Source organism: Achromobacter sp. 2789STDY5608621 (assembly GCF_001299375.1).
Classification (GTDB): domain Bacteria; phylum Pseudomonadota; class Gammaproteobacteria; order Burkholderiales; family Burkholderiaceae_B; genus Achromobacter; species Achromobacter insuavis.
The window spans coordinates 1-14,279 of sequence record NZ_CYTU01000041.1 but is presented as its reverse complement, the minus strand read 5'-3'; the positions used below and the strand labels follow the sequence as shown (position 1 = coordinate 14,279).

Below are 14,279 nucleotides of genomic sequence, written 5' to 3'. Positions count from 1 at the left end.
AATCGCGCCATGTCTATCCCAATTCTCATGTACCACCAGATCGGCGAGCCCAATCCCAAGGGCACGCCGTTCCGCGGCCTGACGGTGCACCCGGACGATTTCGCGCGCCAGATGCGCTGGATGCGCTTCCTGGGCTACCGCGGCCTGTCGATGCGCGACGTCATGCCGTATGTGCGCGGCGAGCGCCGTGGCAAGGTGTTCGGCCTGACCTTCGACGACGGCTACCGCAACGTGGTCCAGAACGCGATGCCGGTGCTGGACAAGCTGGGCTTCACCGCCACCAACTACCTGGTGGCCAACCAGTTCGACGGCGGCAACGTCTGGGACGCCAAGATCGGCATCCCGTTCTCGCCGCTCATGACGGTCGACGAGATGCGCCAGTGGGCCGCGTCCGGCCACGAGGTCGGCTCGCACACCCTGGACCACGTCCATCTGCCCGAAATGACGCCCGACGAGGCGCGCCGCCAGATGGTCGAGTCCAAGGACGCGCTGGAGCAGGTGCTGGGCGCGCCCGTCACCGCCTTCTGCTACCCCTATGGCGACCATGGCCCGGAGCACCTGGTCATGGCGCGCGAAGCGGGCTATGACAACGCCACGCTGACCAAGCGCGGCCTGGCCAACGCCAGCGACGATCCCTTCGGCCTGCCGCGGGTGACGGTGTCGCGTTCGACCGGCATCTTCCGTTTCCTGCAGAAATGCCTGACGCGCTATGAAGACATCCGCGGGCGCGGCTGAGCGGCGGCTGCGCATCGCACTGCTGGTCGACCGTTTCGGCAACCGCTTCGGCGGTGCCGAGGCCTACGGCGTCGAACTCATGCGCGTGCTGGGCGAGCGCCACGACGTCTCGGTGGTGGCGCGCGACTTCGACAGCGATCTGCCGTTTCCCTTCCTGCCCGTGCGCTTTCCCGGCTGGCTGCCCAGCTGGATGCGAGTGCTGTATTTCGCCTGGAAGGCCGATCGCCTGACGCGCGGCCGTTACGACATCGTGCATTCGCACATGAACGGTTGGGCCGGTGAAATCCAGGTCATGCACGTCACGCCGGTGCGCTACAACCGCCTGACCCGGGTCAAGCCGGTCAAGCGCGCGCTGGCCTGGCTCAGCCCGCGCCTGGCCACCTATCTGCTGCTGGAGAAATTCCGCGTGCGCCGCGCGCCGGCGCGGCGCGTGGTGGCGGTGTCGGGCCTGATCATGGACCAGCTGCACCGAAGCTACGGTCCGCAACTGCCGGTCGAGATCATCGCGCCCGGCGTCAAGCTGCCCGCGCCCGAGGCCGCCGCGGCCCGCGCCGCCACCCGCGCCGGACTCGGCTGGGACGACGCCACCATCGGCTGCCTGCTGGTGGCCCGCAATCCGCTGCGCAAGGGCCTGCCCGCGCTGCTCGACGCCCTGGCGCTGTTGCCCGCGCCGTACCGCCTGCTGGTGGTGGGCGCCGACGACGCCACCCGCGACCGCGTGCGCGCGGCCGGCGCGGTCGCCAGCCGCGTCACGCTGGTGGATCCCACGCCCGAGGTCGCCCGCTATTTCGCCGCGGCCGACATCTACGCCCATCCCACGCTCAACGACAGCTACGCCATGGCGCCGCTGGAAGCCATGTCGCATGGCCTGCCGGTGGTGGTCAGTTCGCCGGCCTATTGCGGCTTCGCGCAATATCTGTCGGCCGGCAAGGACGCGCTGATCCTGCAGGACCCGCGCGACGGGGCGCAGCTGGCGCAGGCCCTGCAACGCCTGGGTGATGAACCCGAGCTGCGCGCGGCGCTGTCCGAACGCGGCCTGGCGATCGCCCGCGACCAGAGCTGGGAAACCGTGGCGGCGCGCTACGAGGACCTGTACCACGCGGTGCTGGCCGAGCGCGCCTGACGACGGGCGAGGGTGAGGCCGTGAAGCCCGCGCCAGAAACGACAACGGGACCGTGAGGTCCCGTTGTGCTTTTCAGTGCGCCGGCGCCGTGGCCTGTTCCAGGTCGCCCAGCCAGCGCACGGCATATTCGCGGTCCGGCCCGCACATCTCGGCCTGGGCTTGCAGTCCGCCGCAAAAGTCGGGTCGCGACGGCTGGCCGAAGATCGCGCAGCGCATGTCCGGCAGCAGCTGGATACAGGGCACGCCGGCCGGCTTGCCATCCGGCATCCCCGGGATCGGCCGGGTGATCGACGGCGCGATGCAACAGGCGCCGCATCCCGGCCGGCAGGCCAGCGCCGTCGCCATGCTCAGACCCACCCGCGCAGCCAGTACACGAACAGGCCGGCGTATTCCTTGATGATCGAGCGGCTGGCGTCGAAGGTGCGCTGGTCGGGCAGCCAGCGGTTGAGCGAACCGTCGGTGGGCGCCACGATCTGCGGCGGCGCGGGGGCGGCGATGGCCACCACGCCCTGCTTGGAGAAGGCCGCCATGGCGCGCGGCATGTGCAGCGCCGACGTCACCAGCAGCACCTTGCCGATGCCGCGGGTCTTGAGCTGGTCTTCGGTCAGGGCCGCGTTCTCGTAGGTGGTGCGGCTGGCGTTTTCCAGGATCAGGGCCGATTCCGGCACGCCCTGCTGGCGGATGGCGTGGGCCATGCCGCGGGCCTCGCTGACGTCGCCTTCCAGGGCGCCGCCGGACAGCACCACCTTGGGCGCGCGGCCGGCCAGATACAGCTGCGCGGCGGTGTCCACGCGCACCACCGCGGTGTCCTTGTCGTACGGCAGGAACCAGTTGGCGCGGCCATTGGCGGTGTTGCCGCCCAGCACCACGATGGCGTCGGCCGTGGGCGACTCGGTCGGCGGCAGGTGCGGGTAGCGGCTTTCCAGCGCGCCGCCCAGCCACAGCGAGGTGGCCGGCAGCGACCAGGCCAGCGCCCACAGCAGGCCGGCGACGATCAGGGCGCCGCCGGTCTTGCGCAGGCGGAACAGGCCCAGCACCAGGCCGATCACCACCAGGGTCAGGCACAGGTTGTAGGGGATGATCAGATTCGTGAGGTAGCTGGACATGATGGTCATTTCAAAACTAAGCGTTTACTGCGCGCCGTCCAGTAACTGGCCCGCCTGCCGTTCCACCTCTTCGATGGACGGCCAGGCCGTTTCCGAACCGACGCATACCGCCCGCGGCGACCACGGGCCGGTGCGGCCGGGGCGGGTGACGCCGAACAGCGTCAGCTCGCGGGCGCCGGCCGCGGCGGCCACGTGCGAGACGCCGGAGTCGTTGCAAATCACCAACGCCGCGCAGGCCGTCAACGCGGCGAACGCGCCCAGCGGCAGCGGAGGCAGCAACTGCGCCGTGGGCGCATTGCGCTGGGCTTCCTCGGTTTCCGCCGGAGGGGGGCACATTACCACGGTATGGCCCCGGGCTTGCAGCGTGCGGGTAAGTGTATCGAATCCCGGCCACACCTTGACCTTGCCTTTGTGCAGACCGGTCGCGGTGGGGGCGATCAGGACGAAGCGCTGGCCGGCCAGGCCGGCCGCCTCCAGGGCCAGGCTGGCGGTCTGCTGGTGGGCCGGCGTCAGCGGCAGGTCGAGCGTCGGGCCGGGTTCGGCGGGGCCGGTCGGCAGTCCCCAGCGCGCCAGCGCCTCGCGGGTCAGGTGGTGCCAGGACTGCACCGCGTGCAGCCCGGCGTCCGGCTTGGCCACCGGCCAGCGCAGCAGGAAGCTGCGGCCATCGTCACGGTAGCCGGCCGACGGCAGTCCCGCCAGCCGGAACACCAGCGCGCTCGACAGCGAGTCCGGCAGCAGCAGCCCGCGGGCGCGGCGGCCTTCGGCGCCCAGCGAGCGGCGGTGCGCGCTGACCTTGGCACGATCCGGCCCCACTTTGCCCAGCATCGGCAGGAACTCCCGTTTCTCGATGCCATCCAACAGGTCCCGGGCCCAGGGGCGGGCGCAGATCACCAGGGGCAGGCCGGCGGCCTGCAGGGTGCGCAGGCTGGGCAGGCTCATGCAGACATCACCCACCCAATTGGGCAGGCGGACGTAAAGGCAACTGATTTCGGACATGGACAGGCGCACGGCGCGATAGAGGCTGAAGGGGGGACGCCCGGCCCCGCGCGGTAACGCGTAGCCAGTACAATCCGGGGCACAATTGTATAAAAGCGAGTGATTCCATTGAATTCTGCCGCACGCAACGCGCCTGCGGGCTCCCAGCCCGTCAAAGCTGAACTCTGGAGCCGTATCTACAGCCGGGTCGGCTCCTACTGGAAGGGTTTGGTGCTGGCGACCCTGCTGATGGCCGGCGCCGCCGCCACGCAGCCCACGCTGGCCGTCATTATGAAGCCGTTGCTGGACGAGGGCTTTTCGGGCGCCAAACCCTATTATGTCTGGGCGCTGCCGCTGGCGGTGGTGGGCCTGATCTTCGTGCGCGGCGTCTGCAACTTCTTCAGCGATTACCTGCTCGCCTGGGTCGCCAACAATGTCCTGCTGGGCATGCGGCGCGACATGTTCGAACGCCTGCTGGGCCTGCCCGACGCCGACTTCAAGCGTGGCGACACCGGCCGCCTGCTGAACCGCTTCACCATCGACGCCGGCAACGTCACCGGCTACGCCACCGACGTCATCACGGTGCTGGTGCGCGAGACCCTGGTGGTCATCGCCCTGATCTGCGTGCTGCTGTACATGTCGTGGGTGCTGACGCTGATCATCCTGATCATGCTGCCGGTCTCGGTGCTGATCGCCCGCGTCTTCATCAAGCGCCTGCGCCGCATCAACCGCGAAACCGTCAACATGAACGCCGAACTGACCCGCGTGGTCAGCGAGGGCATCGACGGCCAGCGCGTCATCAAGCTGTTCGACGGATACGAGGTCGAACGCGGCCGTTTCGATTTCGTCAGCACCCGCCTGCGCCGCTTCGCCATGCGCACCGCCACCGCCGACGCGGCCCTGACGCCGCTGACGCAGGTCTGCATCTCGATCTCGGTCGGCGCGGTCATCGCCGTGGCCCTGAGCCAGGCCAACAACGGCGCGCTCACCGTCGGTAGCTTCGCCTCCTTCATGGCCGCGCTGGCCCAGATCTTCGACCCGATCAAGCGCCTGACCAACCTGGCCGCCCGCATGCAGAAGATGCTGGTGTCGGCCGAAAGCGTGTTCACCCTGATCGACCAGGTCCCGGAAGGCGACGACGGCACCCGTGAGCTGCCCGAGCCGGTGCGCGGCAAGGTCGAGTTCCGCAACGTCACCCACCGCTTCTCCGACGCCGACCGCGACACCGTCAATGACGTGTCGTTCATCGTCGAGCCCGGCCAGACCGTGGCCCTGGTGGGGCGTTCCGGCAGCGGCAAGACCACGCTGGTCAACATGCTGCCGCGCTTCGTCCTGGCCGACAGCGGCGCCATTTTCGTCGACGACGTGCCGATCAACGACCTGAAGCTGCGCAGCCTGCGCTCGCACCTGTCGCTGGTCAGCCAGGACGTGGTGCTGTTCGACGACACCATCGCCGCCAACGTCGGTTACGGCGCGCTCGGCCAGGCCAGCGAGCAGCAGGTGCGCGACGCCCTGGCCGCCGCCAACCTGCTGGAATTCGTCGAAGGCCTGCCGCAGGGCATCAACACCCCGGTCGGCGAGAACGCCGCCCGCCTGTCCGGTGGCCAGCGCCAGCGCCTGGCGATCGCCCGCGCCCTGATCAAGAACGCGCCCATCCTGATCCTCGACGAAGCCACCTCCGCGCTCGACAACGAATCCGAACGCCAGGTCCAGTCCTCGCTCGAGCGCCTCATGAAGGGCCGCACCACGCTGGTCATCGCGCACCGCCTGTCGACCGTGCAGAACGCCGACCGCATCATCGTCCTCGACGCCGGCAAGATCGTCGAACAGGGCGCGCATCCCGAGCTGCTGGCCGCCAACGGCCTGTACGCCTCGCTCTACAAGATGCAGTTCCGCGAAGACTGATCCCGCGCGGCGCCCCGCGCGCCGCGCCAGGCCGCCACCCAGGAGCCGCCCATGTCCCTGCCCGCCGAAGGCAACCAGCTCGTCAACGTCGTCGTTCTGCTGGGGGCCGCGGTGGTGGCGGTGCCCCTGTTCAAGCGCCTGGGCCTGGGCTCGGTCCTGGGCTATCTGGCCGCCGGGCTGGCCATCGGCCCGTTCGGCATCGGCTGGTTCTCCGACCCCCGATCCATCCTGCACGTCGCCGAACTCGGCGTGGTGATGTTCCTGTTCATCATCGGCCTGGAGATGCAGCCGTCGCGGCTGTGGAAGCTGCGCGGCGAAATCTTCGGCCTGGGCGTGGCCCAGGTGCTGGCCTGCGGCGCCTTGCTGACCGCGGTCGGCCTGGCCGCCGGCCTGTCGGGCCCGGCCGCCTTCATGGCGGCGATGGGCTTCGTGCTGTCGTCCACCGCCATCGTCATGCAGATCCTGGCCGAGCGCGACGAGACCGCCAGCGCCCAGGGCCAGCGCATCGTTTCCATCCTGCTGCTCGAAGACCTGGCCATCGTGCCGCTGCTGGCCCTGGTGGCGCTGCTGGCGCCGGCCGGCGCCAGCGAGCATGGCGATCCCTGGCGGCAGTCGGCCATCGCCCTCGGTTGCGTGCTGGCGTTGCTGGCGGCCGGGCGCTGGCTGCTCAATCCGCTGTTCCGGCTGCTGGCCGCCGCGCATGCGCGCGAAGTGATGACGGCCGCGGCCCTGCTGGTGGTGCTGGGGGCGGCGCTGTTGATGGAATTCGGCGGCCTGTCGATGGCCATGGGCGCGTTCCTGGCCGGCGTGCTGCTGTCCGAATCCACCTTCCGCCACCAGCTTGAAGCCGAGGTCGAACCGTTCCGCGGCATCCTGCTGGGCCTGTTCTTCCTGGGCGTGGGCATGTCGCTGGACCTGGCCGCCGTGGCCCGCGAATGGCAGCTGATCCTGGCCGGCGTGGTGGTGTTCATGGTGGTCAAGTCGGTGGGCGTCTACCTGGTCGCCCGCCTGCTGCGCGCCAGCCACGCCGAGGCGCTGACCCGCGCGGCCCTGCTGGCGCAGGGCGGCGAATTCGCCTTCGTGCTGTACGGCGCCGCCGCCGCCGCCGGCATCTTCGACGCGCACCTGGCCGCCGTGCTGATCGCGGTGGTCATCATCTCCATGGCGCTGACGCCGCTGTGCGTGCTGGCGCTGCGCTGGCTGCTGCCCAAGCCGGTGCCGTCGATGGAAGGGGTGGATGTCGCCCAGGACCTGGACGGCTGCGCGCTGATCGTCGGCTTCGGCCGCTTCGGCCAGATCGTGACCCAGGCGATGCTGGCGCGCGACATCAAGGTGTCGATCCTGGATACAGACACCGACGCCATCCGCGCCGCCGCCAAATGGGGCGTCAAGGTGTATTACGGGGACGGAACCCGTATCGACATGCTGCGCACCGCCGGCGCCGAAACCGCCAAGGTCATCCTGATCTGCATCGACAATCCGCAGTCGGTCAATCACATGGTCAAGCTGATCAAGGCCGAATTCCCGCTGGTGCAGCTGGTGGTGCGGGCCTATGACCGCATCCATTCCCTGGCGCTGGTCAGGGAGGGCGTCGACTACCAGGTGCGCGAGACCCTGGAATCCGCCCTGGTGTTCGGCGAGGCGGCGCTACGCGTCATCGGCGTGCCGCCGGACGAAGCCGCCGAGGTCGTGGCGGACGTGCGCAAGCGCGACACCGACCGGTTCGCGCTGGAGGTGGCGGGGGGCCTGTTCGCCGGGCGCTCGCTCTTGTACGGCAACATGACCGGCCCGGCCGACGGCCGCAACGACCAGGCCGACCGGGAAACCGTGGCGCCTTCCGGCCACGCCGAGCCTGGTGCGCCGGCATGACCGGCGTATGACAGGTCTTTTGGATGATGTATTACAGCGTCTTTTCATTACTTTACGCTTCATTTCACGCGCAAGCCTGAGCGGCTGAGGTAGATTGGTCTCCATCGGCGCTTCACTTCCGAAGCGCCTCTGCCAGGGGCCTGCCATGCTGCAATCCGATCGGATTTCCACGACCCCGCACGCTGTCGGGCTTGAGCTTGCGCGGCGGCAAGCCATGACCCTGCACTGCGGATTTTCCGCCGGCGCGATGCGCCAATTGGTCCAGTCGACGCGTGGAGCCGGCCCGGCCTGGGCCATCAGCGCCCACCGCGAAACCGACAAGGCGCGCGGCGCCAAGGCCTTTCCCTTCCGGATCGCCGCCACGGCGTCCTGAAGGCCGGCGCGGGCGCGTGGCCGTGGGGGCGCGCGCCCTGTCCGCCGGCTGTCAGAGCTGGGCCATCGCCGCCCGGCTCTTGCCGGCGGACTTGGCCAGGTACAACGCCTGGTCCGCCGCATGCAGCACCGCGGCCGTGTCGGCGCCGTGGCGCGGGATCAGCGCAATGCCGATGCTGCCGCCGATGTAGACCGGCATGGCCTGCTGCAGGTCGTAGGGCTGCCTGACGCTGTCGATGATCCGGTCGGAAAACCGCCGGATATCCTCGTTGCCGTCCAGCCGCATCAACAGCACGAACTCGTCGCCGCCGATCCGGCCGGCCTCGGCGCCCGGCGGCTTGAGCGCCAGCAGGCGTTCGGACACCTGCTTGAGCAGCGTGTCGCCGGCGCCGTGGCCGTAGGTGTCGTTGACCGACTTGAAGCCGTCCAGGTCCAGGTACAGCACCGCGAACTCGGCCTTGCCCTGGCTGGCCCGGCCCACCGCCAGGTCCAGCGCGCGCAGCAGGCCATAGCGGTTCAGCAGTCCGGTCAGTGAATCCTGCCGCGCCTGGCGCTCGTTCTCCCGCTCGGCCAGCATGGTCGACACCAGCATGCCGTTGAGCCGGTACGAGGCCATCGACATCGAGGTCATGTAGAGCGGCACCTGCACCAGCACCAGCCAGAAAATCGGCTCCTGGGTGAACAGGGCCGCCAGCGCGCAGGGGCCCACGCTCAGCGCCACCATCGCCGCCGACAGCCGCGGCGCGCCGAAATTGCGCACGCAGATGCCGCCGACCATCGAGGCCGCCGACAGGCAGGCCAGCGTCGCCGCGATCCAGTCGCCGCTGGTCAGGCTGATGAAGGTGCCGTAGCCCACGCTGCCGGCCCAGAACAACGCCAGCACCACATACAGGTCGGTCGGGGTCGGCCGGTGGTCCAGCGCCGCGCGCCGGGCGGACACCAGCACCACGATGCGGGTGGCGCAGATCAATGACTCCATCGCCAGCCACAGCAGGAACGGCGGTTCGGGCCGGCGCAGCGTGATCAGCGCCGCCACCAGCAGGGTATTGATGATGCCGCCGAAGAAGATGGGCAAGGATCCGAACAAGCCGCCCACCAGCGCCACGCGGATATCCGGCGGCACGTTGCGGCCGGGGTCGACCAGCCACCGCGTGAACCGCCGGGTGGGTACGCTGTAAATCCTGTCCTGGGTATTCATAGCTTCGTTAAATGGGAACGGCGGGCGCGGCGCTGCTGGCGCCATCTTGCCTGCCCGCATGGCCTTGCGGCATTATGACCGGTAAAAATGGCACGACCCCTACCGCGATAGCGAAGGAGCGCCGTATTGAAGTCCCACGGGTTACTACACCGCAGTCTGTATGCCCTGGCGGGGCTGATCGCCATCGGCATCTGTGCCGCCGCGATGGCGCTGCTCTGGATGGACCGGCGCACCACCTGGAACCAGGCCTACGTCTCCGCCAGCAACCTCTCCGAAGCGCTCTCGGCCGATATCAGCCGCACCATTCGTGTCTACGACCTGTCATTGCAGGGCGTCATCGAGCGTCTGCACGAACCCGGCATCGAAACGCTGCCGCGCGCCACCTTGCACCGCTTCCTGTTCGACCGCGCCGCCAGCGCCGAATACCTGGGCACCATCCTGATCCTGGACCAGCACGGCAACATCCGCTACGACTCGCAGAGCCTGTTGCCGCCCGACGTGAACTTCGCCGACCGCGATTTCTTCCAGGTCCATCGCGAGCAGGCCGATGCCGGCATGTACATCAGCCGCCCCTACCAGAGCCGCCTGCGCGGGGGCGACGAGAGCATCGGCATCAGCCGCCGGCTCTCCCACCCGGACGGCAGCTTCGCCGGCGTGGTCTCCGGTTCCTTGCGCCTGGCCTATTTCCGCGAGCGCTTCGCCGGACTGTCCATCGGCCCGCGCGACGCCATCACGATTTTCCGCAACGACGGCGCGGTCATCGCGCGCACGCCGTATTCCTCGCGTGACCTGGGCGACGACATCGGCCACGCCATGGATTTTCAGCAATTCCTGATCCGGCGCGAGGGCGTCTTTGTCGGCGTGCTCGCGCCCGACGGCATCAATCGCCTCTATACCTTCGGCGGCGTCCCGGGCACCCCGCTGGTCGTCGACGTGGCGATGGCGGTCGACGACGTCCTGGAGCCGTGGGTGCGGCGGGCCATGCTGATCATCCCGATCACGCTCGCGCTGTTCGCCTCGGTCATGGCGCAGATCGTGCTGTACCGGCGCGAGACGCGGCTGCGCGAAGCGGTCGAACGCCAGCTCGAAAGAGAAGCCCAGACCGACGGCCTGACCGGCATCGCCAACCGCCGCACTTTCGACGAGGCCTTGGCGCGTGAATGGGCCAGCGCCGGGCGCGACGGCCAACCGCTGTCGCTGCTGTTTCTCGATGCCGACCGGTTCAAGCTGTACAACGACCGCTACGGCCACCAGGAAGGCGATCAGTTGCTCAAGATGCTGGCGCTGACCCTGCGCGGCAAGGCCCGGCGTCCGCGCGACCTGGCGGCGCGCTACGGCGGCGAGGAATTCGTCGCCCTGCTGCCCGACACCGCGCGCGAGCGCGCCATCGACATCGCCGAGCACATCCGCCAGGCCGTGGTCGGCCTGCGGGCGCAGCACGAGGACAACGAGGGCGGCATCGTGACGGTCAGCATCGGCGTGGCCACCATGGTGCCGCGCGCGGGCGAGGATGCCGCCGCCCTGGTCGAGGCGGCCGACGCCGCCGTCTATCGCGCCAAGGAGACCGGCCGCAACCGCGTGGTGGCGGCGGACCCATGATGTGGCCGCGCGCCCAAAAAAAAGACGGCCCGAGGGCCGTCCAGGTAAACGTCGCGGCGCGTTCTCAGCCGCCCAGCATCACCGCCTGCAGGCGGGTCTGTGCCGCTTGCACCTTCTGGGCCTGGGCGGTCAGTTCCTGCAGCAGCTTGTTCAGCTCGGCCAGCACCGTCGGATCCTGCACCTTGGGCATCGGGCCGGACAGGTCGATCTGCGCCTTGTGCGCTTCCACGTAGTCGGCCACCTTCAGGCTGCTGTCCAGCGTGCCGCTGATCTGCGGCAGCACTTCGCGGAACGTGTCGGCGGGCACCGTGACGGTCTTGGCGTAGGCCTTGTCGTAGACCGCCTTCAGGTCATCGGGCTGCTTGAGCTGCGCGCGGGCGGCATCCGCCTTGGCCTGCTCCTTGCCCAGCGCCTCGCCCATGTCCTTGAGCGCGGCCTGCACCGTCTTGATGTCGTCGCGGCGCGCGATCACATCGTTCAGCGAGCGCACGGCGCCTTTCTGCATCAGGTTGCCCATCGGCTTCACGGACGCGTCCATGGCGGCGTTGAAATCGGTGATCACGGCATAGTGCGCGGCGTAGTCGCCGAACGACTTCTTCTCTTCTTCCGTCAGCTTCGGCACGCGCACGCCGGGCTTGTCGACGATGCGGGTCTGCAGGAACTGCGTGAACGCGGCGCGCTGTTCGGGTTCTTTGCTGCCGCAGGCGGCCAGCACCAGCGGCAAGGCCAGGGCCAGCAGCAGGAACGGACGGAATAGGGATTTCATTGGGATATTCTCCGGAAAACATGGGAAATGGCGCGGCCCCTCAACCCCGGGGCCTGCCAGCCGGTGGCGAGCTTATCGGGTCGCCGTCTCCGTCGCCATCGGTTTCAAACTTCATTTCAATCGAAGTGTCGCGATACAAAAATCACACACATTGACGTGAAAGTTTGCGCCGCACCTGATAGTGGCGACGATCGCGATAGGGAAGGCCCACGGCAAGAAAGCCGCGATCGCGGCTTTCCAGTGTCAGCAATGATGCGGAACCGGCCGCGGGCCGGCAAGGCGTCGGGCCTCAAACCAGGATGATGTCGTACTTTTCCTGCGAGTACGTGCTCTCGACTTCCAGCGACACCCGCTTGCCGACGAAGTCGCCCAGCATCGCCAGGTGCTGGCTCTCTTCTTCGAGGAACAGATCCACCACGTCCTGCGACGCCAGGATGCGGAATTCCTTGGGATTGAACTGGCGCGCCTCGCGCAGGATCTCGCGCAGGATCTCATAGCAGACCGTGCGCGGCGTGCGCACGTTGCCGCGCGACTCGCACATGGGGCAGGGTTCGCACAACTGGTGCGCCAGCGAATCGCGGGTGCGCTTGCGCGTCATTTCCACCAGGCCGAGCTGCGTGAAGCCGTTGACCGTCATGCGGGTGCGGTCGCGCGACAGCGCCTTCTTCAGTTCGGCCAGCACGGTCTCGCGGTGCTCCTGTTCCTCCATGTCGATGAAGTCGAGGATCACGATCCCGCCCAGATTGCGCAGCCGTAGCTGGCGCGCGATGGCCTGGGCCGCCTCCAGGTTGGTCTTGAAGATGGTGTCGTCGAAATTGCGCCCGCCGACGAAGCCGCCGGTGTTGACGTCGACCGTGGTCAGCGCCTCGGTCTGGTCGATGATCAGGTAGCCGCCCGACTTCAGGTCGACGCGGCGCGACAGCGCCCGCGCGATTTCCTCGTCGACGTTGGCGGTATCGAACAGGGGGCGCTCGCCGCTGTAGTGCTGGATGCGGTCGACCACGGAAGGCGTGTAGACGCGGGCCCACTCCAGCATCGCCGCCGTCGTGGTGCGTGAATCGACCAGGATGCTGCCGGTCGACGGTCCCACCATGTCGCGCAGCACCCGCTGCGCCAGCGTCAGGTCCTGGTGCAGCAGCGCCGGCGCCGGCTGGGTGCGGGCGGCCGCCTGCACGCTGGTCCACAGCTTGCGCAGGTATTCCAGGTCGGCCGCCAATTCCTCGTCATTGGCGCCCTCGGCCTGGGTACGCACGATGAAGCCGCCTTTCTCCTCGCTCGGCATCAGCGCCTGCAGTCGCTCGCGCAGCTGGATGCGCTCGGACTCCGAGTCGATCTTCTGCGAAATGCCGATGTGCGGATCGTGCGGCAGGTAGACCAGCATGCGGCCGGCCATGCTGATCTGGGTCGACAGCCTGGCGCCCTTGGTGCCCAGGGGATCCTTGACCACCTGGACCATGATGGTCTGCCCCTCGAACAGCAGCTTCTCGATCGGCGTGGGCGTCAGGCCCTGGCTGCGCTCCCCGCGGTTCTCGCGCAGGTCCGCGATATGGATGAAGGCGGCCCGTTCCAGGCCGATGTCGATGAAGGCGCTCTGCATCCCCGGCAGCACCCGGACCACCCGCCCCAGATAGATATTGCCGACGTGTCCGCGCTGGATGCTGCGCTCCACGTGCAGCTCCTGCACCGATCCCTGCTCGACCAGCGCGACGCGGGTCTCGAAGGGCGTGACGTTGATCAGGATATCTTCGCTCAACGCGATGGTTGGGGGCATGGGGGCATCTTCTCCAAGGTAAGGGCGGTGCGGCGCAAGGCGAATAGTAAACGTACCGGTGCGCCTGGCAAGCAAGGCAATAGCCTACAGGCAAGACGACCTATCTATATATAGACAGGAGGCGCCGCGTGGATATTGGCGATCGCGCCGTGGGGCAGGCGGGCACAACGCTATCTATATAGAGAGACGCGGCATTGGGCAAGTGCGTGGGCGGGGGAGGAGGGCGGGCAGGCAGAGGGCAGGCAGAGGGCGACCCGCGGGCCCAGGTATCGGGCGGTCTGCAAATTCATCAGACTTTTTGCGTCCGGCGTGTGACAGCCCAAAATTCTGTGCTATAGTCTCGCTCCTTCGCAGTTCAAGCAGTTTTGAGCAGCGAGGCCAGGCAAGTGCAACGGATCTGAACGCTACGGCAAGCAGATCTGCCGCAGGGCAGCAAGGCGGTGGGCCAGCAATGACTCTCTCGAACCAGCGGTCAGCGAATTTTGCAAAAGGTGGTGCAAATCAGGCAGAAGCCAGTTGCATAACCTGCAAAAATTGTGCTATAGTCTTGGGCTTGGCTGGTGACGGCAAATCAGGGTTTACCCGGTAGGGTGGTCTGAGCGACGTTGCAAGCCGACTGGGCGGTAACCAACCTCTGGAGCGATCCGGGGCTGCTGCGAAGTGAAGTGATTCACGAAACGGCGGGGTTGCAAGATGGGGTGCAAATTAGGCAAAAGCCGGTTGCATAATCTGCAAAAGTTGTGTTATAGTTTCAGGCTTGGCAGTTACCGAAAACTTAGGGTTAACCCTGATATTTCGATAGCTGCTAAAGAGAAAGCCGGGTGCGAACCTGGTGAGACCTGAAGAGGTCGTAGGCAAGG

Annotated in this window: 12 protein-coding genes; 6 read left to right on the top strand and 6 right to left on the bottom strand. The window is 67.8% G+C overall.

Features of this window, described 5'->3' with window-relative positions; all coding sequences use genetic code 11:
- Positions 1 to 9: 9 nt before the first annotated feature.
- Together AOZ53_RS26330 and AOZ53_RS26325 are read left to right on the top strand one after the other, a co-directional pair.
- Positions 10 to 735 carry a polysaccharide deacetylase family protein gene (locus tag AOZ53_RS26330; protein ID WP_085943756.1) on the top strand — a complete coding sequence of 242 codons (726 nt, stop codon included), beginning with the start codon at positions 10 to 12 and terminating at the stop codon, positions 733 to 735.
- Positions 710 to 1,858: a glycosyltransferase family 4 protein gene (locus tag AOZ53_RS26325; RefSeq protein WP_054490014.1), complete on the top strand. Its 1,149-nt coding sequence runs from the start codon at positions 710 to 712 to the stop codon at positions 1,856 to 1,858. The genes AOZ53_RS26330 and AOZ53_RS26325 overlap by 26 nt, the downstream gene beginning before the upstream one ends.
- A gap of 72 nt (positions 1,859 to 1,930) precedes the next feature.
- Here the strand turns inward: AOZ53_RS26325 and AOZ53_RS26320 are convergent, their stop codons facing one another.
- From AOZ53_RS26320 to AOZ53_RS26310, 3 genes are read right to left on the bottom strand one after another with little or no spacing between them, the layout of a single operon-like run.
- Entirely contained in the window at positions 1,931 to 2,203 is a 273-nt protein-coding gene (locus AOZ53_RS26320; RefSeq protein WP_054490032.1) for a YkgJ family cysteine cluster protein, read from the bottom strand.
- A gap of 2 nt (positions 2,204 to 2,205) precedes the next feature.
- Positions 2,206 to 2,973, bottom strand: coding sequence for a YdcF family protein (locus AOZ53_RS26315; RefSeq protein WP_006393900.1), 768 nt, complete (start codon positions 2,971 to 2,973; stop codon positions 2,206 to 2,208).
- A 15-nt stretch (positions 2,974 to 2,988) separates the two neighbouring features.
- Positions 2,989 to 3,960, bottom strand: a complete 972-nt coding sequence (locus AOZ53_RS26310) for a glycosyltransferase family 9 protein (RefSeq protein ID WP_054490030.1) — start codon at positions 3,958 to 3,960, stop codon at positions 2,989 to 2,991.
- Positions 3,961 to 4,068: 108 nt separating this feature from the next.
- Between AOZ53_RS26310 and msbA the strand changes: the two genes are divergently transcribed.
- From msbA to AOZ53_RS26295, 3 genes are all read left to right on the top strand, one after another.
- On the top strand, positions 4,069 to 5,844 hold the full coding sequence (msbA, locus tag AOZ53_RS26305; RefSeq protein ID WP_054434411.1) for a lipid A export permease/ATP-binding protein MsbA: 1,776 nt from the start codon (positions 4,069 to 4,071) through the stop codon (positions 5,842 to 5,844).
- A gap of 51 nt (positions 5,845 to 5,895) precedes the next feature.
- A complete protein-coding gene (locus tag AOZ53_RS26300; RefSeq protein WP_054434413.1) occupies positions 5,896 to 7,713 on the top strand; it encodes a monovalent cation:proton antiporter-2 (CPA2) family protein in 1,818 nt (605 codons plus the stop codon).
- 145 nt (positions 7,714 to 7,858) lie between these two features.
- Entirely contained in the window at positions 7,859 to 8,086 is a 228-nt protein-coding gene (locus AOZ53_RS26295) for a hypothetical protein (RefSeq protein WP_054434415.1), read from the top strand.
- 51 nt (positions 8,087 to 8,137) lie between these two features.
- On the opposite strand, the gene AOZ53_RS26290 is transcribed toward AOZ53_RS26295, so the two are convergent.
- On the bottom strand, positions 8,138 to 9,283 hold the full coding sequence (locus AOZ53_RS26290; protein ID WP_054490012.1) for a GGDEF domain-containing protein: 1,146 nt from the start codon (positions 9,281 to 9,283) through the stop codon (positions 8,138 to 8,140).
- Between the two features lie 126 nt (positions 9,284 to 9,409).
- Here AOZ53_RS26290 and AOZ53_RS26285 point away from each other — a divergent pair, with 126 nt between their 5' ends.
- Positions 9,410 to 10,882 (top strand): sensor domain-containing diguanylate cyclase, encoded by a 1,473-nt coding sequence (locus AOZ53_RS26285; protein WP_054490011.1) that lies wholly within the window; start codon positions 9,410 to 9,412, stop codon positions 10,880 to 10,882.
- A gap of 64 nt (positions 10,883 to 10,946) precedes the next feature.
- Here AOZ53_RS26285 and AOZ53_RS26280 read toward each other — a convergent pair whose 3' ends face one another.
- Together AOZ53_RS26280 and rng are read right to left on the bottom strand one after the other, a co-directional pair.
- Positions 10,947 to 11,648: a DUF3053 domain-containing protein gene (locus AOZ53_RS26280; RefSeq protein WP_054434421.1), complete on the bottom strand. Its 702-nt coding sequence runs from the start codon at positions 11,646 to 11,648 to the stop codon at positions 10,947 to 10,949.
- A 289-nt stretch (positions 11,649 to 11,937) separates the two neighbouring features.
- Complete coding sequence (gene rng / locus AOZ53_RS26275) at positions 11,938 to 13,401, bottom strand: ribonuclease G (RefSeq protein WP_054434422.1); 1,464 nt, start codon at positions 13,399 to 13,401, stop codon at positions 11,938 to 11,940.
- Positions 13,402 to 14,279 lie beyond the last annotated feature (878 nt).